This is a genomic window from Streptomyces sp. NPDC005722, assembly GCF_040630935.1.
Taxonomy (GTDB): Bacteria; Actinomycetota; Actinomycetes; order Streptomycetales; family Streptomycetaceae; genus Actinacidiphila.
In genome coordinates this window covers 1-6,721 of record NZ_JBEXYN010000019.1, presented here as the reverse complement: position 1 = coordinate 6,721, position 6,721 = coordinate 1, and the positions used below count along the sequence as shown (strand labels likewise).

The 6,721-nt window shown below is 76.4% G+C and carries 1 protein-coding gene; it reads right to left on the bottom strand.

What is annotated here, in order from left to right; genetic code table 11:
- Nucleotides 1-187: 187 nt before the first annotated feature.
- Nucleotides 188-6,721 (bottom strand): type I polyketide synthase (locus ABZ479_RS22160; protein ID WP_500463187.1); only part of this gene is annotated, 6,534 nt, incomplete at its 5' end.

Sequence of the window (6,721 nt, the reverse complement as noted above, 5' to 3'; positions counted from 1 at the left end):
CGCCATCCCCGGGATCGAAGTCGGAAGGCTCGCGCGGAGCCGGTGGATCGGAGGCCGCGGGCCGGGCCGCGGGACTGACCGCGGGCCGGGTCGAGGGCCGGGCCTCGGGCCGAGCCGTTGGCCGGGACTTGGGCCAAGCCGCGGGCCGGGCCGGGTCGGGTCGGGGAGCCGGCCGGCCCGGGGCCGTTCAGGACAGCCCCAGTTCGTCGTCGAGGAGGTCGAAGATCTCCTCGGCGGTCGCGGACTGGATCTGCCGCTCCTCGGCGGCGCTGTCCTGCGCACCGTGCGTTCCGTTCCACTGCGCGAGCAGGTCCCGCAGCCGGGACGTGATGCCGGCGCGTTCGACGTCGTCGGGGCCGACCGCCGCGAGGACCGCCTCGAGCCGGTCGAGTTCCGCGTGGACGGTCGGGCGTGCCTGGTCGCCCTGGCCGAGCCGGTCTCCGAGGTAGCGGGCGAGGGCGGTGGGCGACGGGTAGTCGAAGATGAGGGTGACCGGGAGCCGCAGTCCCGAGTGCGCGGTGAGCCGGTTGCGCAGGTCGACCGCCGTGAGGGAGTCGAAGCCCAGGTCGAGGAAGCCGCGGGAGGCGTCCACGTCGTCCGCCCCGCCGTGGCCGAGGACCGCGGCGACCTGGGTGCGGACCAGGTCCGTGAGCAGGCGGTCGCGGTCGCCGGCCGGGAGTCCGGCCAGGCGTGCCTCCAGCGAGCCCGTGGCGTCGGCGCCGGGGCGCGTCACGCCGTGGGCGCCGGTGTCGGCGGCGCGGCGGGCCGGGACGCGGACCAGGGAGCGCAGCAGCGGCGGCAGCGTGCCGTCGGCGGCCTGGGCGCGCAGCGCGGCCGGGTCGACGCGCATGGGGACGAGGACGGCGTCGTCGAGGGTGGTGGCGGTGTCGAAGAGGGCCAGTCCCTCGTCGGGTGCGAGGCCGAGGACTCCGGAGCGGGCCATCCTGCCGAGGTCCGTCTCGTCGAGGGCACCGGCCATGCCGCCCTCGGTGGCCCACAGGCCCCAGGCGAGGGAAGTGGCGGGCAGTCCGCGGGCGCGGCGGTGCTGGGCGAGGGCGTCGAGGAAGGCGTTGGCGGCGGCGTAGTTGCCCTGGCCGGGCGCGCCGAAGGAGCCGGCGACGGAGGAGAACAGGACGAAGGCGGTGACCGCGCCGCCTTCGGTGAGTTCGTGGAGGTTCCAGGCGGCGTCGGCCTTGGGGCGCAGGACGGTGTCGAGGCGCTGCGGGGTGAGGGAGTCGATGATGCCGTCGTCGAGGACACCGGCGGTGTGGACGACGGCGGTCAGCGGACGCCCGGCGGGGACGGCCGCCAGGACCGCCGCCAGCGCCTCACGGTCGGCGGCGTCGCACGCCGCCCACGTCACCGAAGCGCCCGACGCGACGATGTCGGCGGTCAGTTCGGCGGCACCGGGCGCGTCGGCGCCGCGCCGGCTGAGCAGCAGCAGGTGCCGTACGCCGCGCTCCGCCACCAGGTGACGGGCCAGCAGGCCGCCCAGGGTGCCGGTGGCGCCGGTGACCAGCACCGTCCCGTCGGTGTCGAAGGCGGGGACGCCGGTCTCGGCGCCGTCTCGCGCGACGCGCCGCAGCCGGAAGGCGTGGGCCTCGCCCGCCCGCAGGGCGAACTGGGGTTCGTCGGTGGCGAGCGCCGCGGGCAGGGCCGCCAGGGACGCGTCGGTGCCGTCGGTGTCGACGAGCACGAAACGCCCGGGGTTCTCGGACTGCGCCGAGCGCACCAGCCCCCAGACCGGGGTGTGGGCGAGGTCGGTGACGTGCTCGCCCTCGGCGGCCGCGACGGCTCCACGGGTGACGAGGACGAGCCGTGCGTCGTCCAGCCGCTCCTCGGCGAGCCAGTCCTTGACCAGGGCGAGGGCGTGGTGGGCGGCGGTCCGTGCGTCCGTCGCGGGCCCGCGGTCGTCCGCGGACGGCAGCGGTACGAGGACGACGTCCGGTGCCGGGGCGCCCGCCGCGAGCGCGGCGCGCAGCGCGGGGAGTCCGGGGTGGGTCTCCAGGGACTCGCCGCCGACGCGCAGGGCAGTGGCGTCCTCGCCGAGTACGGTCCAGCGCTCGCCCGCGGGGACCGCGGCGGCCGGCAGGGGCAGCCTGGTCCATTCGACGGCGAACAGGGACTCGTGGTGGGCGGCCCGGTCGTCGCCGATCTGCCCGGCGGTGACGGGCCGCAGGACGAGGGACTCCACCGAGGCGACGGGTGCGCCCGCGGCGTCCGCCAGTTCCAGGGCCACTCCCCCGGACCCGGCGGGGGTCAGCCGGACGCGGATCGTGGCGGCGCCGACGGCGTGCAGCCGGACGCCGGTCCAGGCGAACGGCAGCCGGGCGCCCTCGGCGGCGCCGTCGGCGGGCTCGCGCAGGCCGATGGCGTGCAGGGCGGCGTCGAGCAGGGCGGGGTGGATGCCGTAGGCGGGGGCGTCGGTGGTGTGCTCCTCGGCGAGGGCGATCTCGGCGAACGTCTCGTCGCCGCGCCGCCACGCGGAGCGCAGGCCCTGGAACGCCGGTCCGTAGCCGAGTCCGGCGGCCGCGGCGGCCGGGTAGAACTCCTCGGTGGGGACGGGTTCCGCGCCGGGCGGCGGCCACGCGGCCAGGTCGGACGAGGCCGTGGCAGCAGTGGTGGGCGCGAGGATTCCTGCGGCGTGCCGGGTCCACGGCGTGTCGGCGGGGGCGTCGGCGCGCCGTGCGTGCAGCGTCAGGCTCCGGCGGCCCGCCTCGTCGGGAGCCTCCACCGCCACCTGGAGCTGGACGGCGCCCTGCTCGGGGAGGATCAGCGGGGCCTCGACGGTGAGTTCCTCCAGCGTGTCGCAGCCGCACTCGGTACCGGCGCGCAGGGCGAGTTCCACGAAGGCCGAGCCGGGCAGCAGCACGGTGTCCATGACCGTGTGCTCGGCCAGCCAGGGGTGCGTGGACAGGGCCAGACGTCCGGTCAGGACGAGCCCGTCGGACGCCGGGAGCGCGACGGCGGCACCCAGCAGCGGGTGGTCGGCGGTGTCGAGTCCCGCGGCCAGGACGTCCTCGACGCCGAGGCCCACGTCGAGCCAGTAGCGCTTGCGCTGGAAGGCGTAGGTGGGCAGGTCGACGCGCCGGGCGCCGGTTCCCGCGAAGTACGCCGCCCAGTCGACGGCGGCTCCGTGGACGTGGGCGCTGGCGAGGGCCGTGATGAGGGTCTCGGCCTCGGACCGGTCGCGGCGCAGGACGGGGGCGAAGACCGCCTCGCCGCTCGCGTCGTCCTCGTCGCCGGTGACGCATTCCTGGGCCATCGCGGACAGCACGCCGTCGGGGCCCAGTTCGAGGTACGTGGTGACGCCGGCCGCTTCCAGGGCGCGGATTCCGTCAAGGAAGCGGACGGCCTCGCGGACGTGCCGGACCCAGAAGTCCGCGGAGCCCATCTCGTCGGTGACGACGGCCCCGGTCAGGTGGGAGACCACGGGGATGCGCGGGGCCTCGTAGACCAGGCCCTCGGCGACCTTGCGGAACTCGGCCAGCATGCCGTCCATGTGCGGGGAGTGGAAGGCGTGGCTGACGGTCAGGCGGGTGGACTTGCGGTCCGGGAAGCGCTCGACGACCGCCGTGGCCGCGTCCTCGTCGCCGGCGACGACCACCGAGCGGGGGCCGTTGACCGCGGCGATGCTCACCCGGTCGTCCAGCAGCGGCAGGACCTCCTCCTCCGGGGCCTGCACCGCGATCATCACGCCGCCGGCGGGGAGCGCCTGCATCAACCGGGCGCGTGCGGCGACCAGTTCGGCGGCGTCCTGGAGCGACAGGACGCCCGCGACGTGGGCGGCGACGATCTCGCCGACGGAGTGTCCGCTGACGAAGTCGGGGGTCAGGCCGAGCGCTGCGACGAGCCGAAACAGGGCCACCTCGACGGCGAAGAGCGCGGGCTGCGTGAACTGCGTCCGGTCGAGGAGCTGCGCGTCCTGTCCGAACAGCACGTCCTTCAGCGGTACGTCGAGGTGCCGGTCGAGTTCGGCGCAGACCTCGTCGAGCGCGGCGGCGAACACCGGGTGCGAGGCGTACAGTTCGCGGCCCATGCCGGGTCGCTGGCTGCCCTGGCCGGTGAAGAGGAAGGCCGTGCCGCCGGTGCGGGCGGTGCCGCGCAGCAGTCCGGCGGTGTCCTCGCCACGGGCGAGGGCGTCCAGGCCGCGCAGGATGCCGTCGCGGTCAGCGGCGACGAGCGCGGCGCGCTGTTCGAGCGCGGAGCGGGTCGTGGCCAGGGAGAGGGCGATGTCGGTGGTGCCCGGGGCGGTGTCGTCGCTCAGCTGCGTGTGCAGGCGGCGGGCCTGGGCGCGCAGCGCCTCCTCGCCGCGTGCCGACACGACCACCGGGACGAGGCTCGGCGCGGCCTCCGTCTCGGGCGCGGATGCGGCGGCGGGGGCGGGTTCGGGGGCCTGCTCGATGATGGCGTGGGCGTTGGTGCCGCTGATGCCGAAGGAGGAGACCCCGGCCCGGCGCGGGCGGCCGGTCTCGGGCCAGGCCACCTGCTCGGTGAGCAGGGACACCGCGCCCGACGACCAGTCGACGTGCGGGGTGGGCTCGTCGACGTGGAGGGTCTTCGGCACGACGCCGTGCCGCATCGCCATGACCATCTTGATGACGCCCGCGACGCCGGCGGCGGCCTGGGTGTGGCCGAGGTTGGACTTCACGGACCCGAGCAGCAGCGGGCGGTCGCCGGTGTGCTCCTGCCCGTAGGTGGCGAGCAGGGCCTGCGCCTCGATGGGGTCGCCGAGCGTGGTGCCGGTCCCGTGGGCCTCGACGACGTCGACGTCCTTCGCGGCGACTCCGGCGCCGGCGAGGGCGGCGCGGATGACGCGCTGCTGGGAGGGGCCGTTGGGCGCGGTGAGGCCGTTGCTGGCGCCGTCCTGGTTGACGGCGGAGCCGCGCACGACCGCGAGGACCGGGTGGCCGTTGCGGCGGGCGTCGGAGAGGCGTTCCAGCAGCAGCATGCCGGCGCCCTCGCTCCAGCCGGTGCCGTCGGCGGCGGCCGCGAACGACTTGCAGCGGCCGTCTGCGGCAAGACCGCGCTGGCGGCTGAACTCGATGAAGGTGCCCGGGGTGAACATCACCGTCACGCCGCCGGCCAGGGCCAGCGAGCACTCGCCGCGCCGCAGGGCCTGCGCGGCCAGGTGGAGGGCGACCAGCGAGGAGGAGCACGCGGTGTCGACGGTGACCGCGGGACCCTCCAGGCCGAAGGTGTAGGCGACGCGCCCGGAGACGACGCTGCTGGAGCTGCCGGTGCCGAGGTAGCCCTCGACCACGTCGGGCACGGCGTGCAGGCGCGCGCCGTAGTCGTGGTACATCACGCCGGCGAAGACGCCGGTGCTGCTGCCCCGTACGGAGGACGGCGCGATGCCGGCCCGCTCGAAGGCCTCCCAGGTGGTCTCCAGGAGCAGGCGCTGCTGCGGGTCCATGGCCAGCGCCTCGCGCGGCGAGATGCCGAAGAAGTGGGCGTCGAAGTCGGCGGCGTCGTGGAGGAAGCCGCCCGCGCGGGCGTAGCTGGTGCCCCGGCTCTCGGGGTCGGGGTCGTACAGGGCCTCGGTGTCCCAGCCGCGGTTGCGCGGCAGGGGTGTGATGCCGTCCGCGCCGGCCGTCAGCAGCTCCCACAGGTCCTCGGGGCTGCGGACGCCTCCGGGGTAGCGGCAGCTCATCGCCACGACGGCGATCGGCTCGTCGTCGGCGGCCACGGGTGCCGGGGTGGTTCCGCCGGACGCCGCGGCGGTGTCGCCGGTCAGTTCGGCGCGCAGGTGGCGGGCGAGGACGGTGGGGTCGGGGTAGTCGAAGATCAGCGTCGCGGGCAGGCGCAGCGCGGTCGCGGCGGCCAGCCGGTTGCGCAGCTCGACGGCGGTCAGCGAGTCGAAGCCGAGTTCCTTGAAGGCGCGGCCGGGCTCGACGGACGCCGCTCCCGTGTGCCCGAGCGTCGCGGCGACCTCGGTACGGACCAGGTCGAGCACGGCGCGGTCCCGCTCGGCCGCGGGGAGCGCGGCGAGCCGGGCCCGCAGTTCGGTCTGGGCCGCCCCGGTGGCGGCGGAGGCGTCGACGGTACGCCGGGCCACGCCGCGCACGAGGCCGCGCAGCAGCGGGGCGAGGGTTCCGGCCGTCGCCAGGGAGCGCAGCGCCCCGGCGTCGACGCGCATGAGGGCGAGGGACGCCTCGGGCAGGGTGAGCGCGGTGTCGAAGAGCTCCAGGCCGTCGGCGGCCGTCAGCGGCGGCAGCCCGGCGCGGCGCATGCGGTTGACGTCGGTGGCGTCGAGGGCCCCGGCCATGCCGTCGGCGACGTCCCACAGGCCCCAGGCCGTCGCGGTCGCGGGCAGCCCGCGGGCCCGGCGGTGCTCGGCGAGGGCGTCGAGGAAGGCGTTGGCGGCGGCGTAGTTGGCCTGTCCCGGGCCGCCGAACAGCCCGGAGGTGGACGAGAACAGCACGAACGCGGTGAGGTCCGCGTCCTGGGTGAGCTCGTGCAGGTGGAGGGCGGCGTCGACCTTGGGGTGCAGGACGGCGGAGAGCCGCTGCGGGGTCAGCGAGGAGACGACGCCGTCGTCCAGGACGCCGGCGGTGTGCACGACGCCGGTCAGTGGGTGTTCGGCGGGAATGGCGGCCAGGACGGCAGCGAGGGCGTCCCGGTCGGCGACGTCGCACGCGGCCCAGGTCGCCTCGGCGCCGGAGGCGGCGAGGTCCGCGACGAGCGCGGCGGCGCCGGGCGCCTCGGCGCCGCGCCTGCC